The 200-nt window shown below is 41.0% G+C and carries 1 rRNA gene; it reads left to right on the top strand.

Annotated elements, in window-relative coordinates:
• Positions 1 to 124 precede the first annotated feature (124 nt).
• Positions 125 to 200, top strand: a 5S ribosomal RNA gene (gene rrf, locus M3226_RS32105); the annotation flags it as partial.

Raw genomic sequence — 200 nt, 5'->3', positions numbered from 1 at the left:
GACATGTGGAGCTGACTGATACTAATCGATCGAGGACTTAACCATAGTTTATAGGCGTAACTCGTTTTACAATATTTCTTCTACATTATCTAGTTTTGAGAGAACGATCTCTCTAATTTTATAGTCTGGTAATTAAGGCGAGAAGGTCACACCCGTTCCCATACCGAACACGGAAGTTAAGCTTCTCAGCGCCGATGGTA

The sequence above is a fragment of the Neobacillus cucumis genome, from assembly GCF_023715505.1.
The sequence above is the reverse complement of the archived record's forward strand: the minus strand, read 5'-3'. Positions and strand labels throughout refer to the sequence as shown.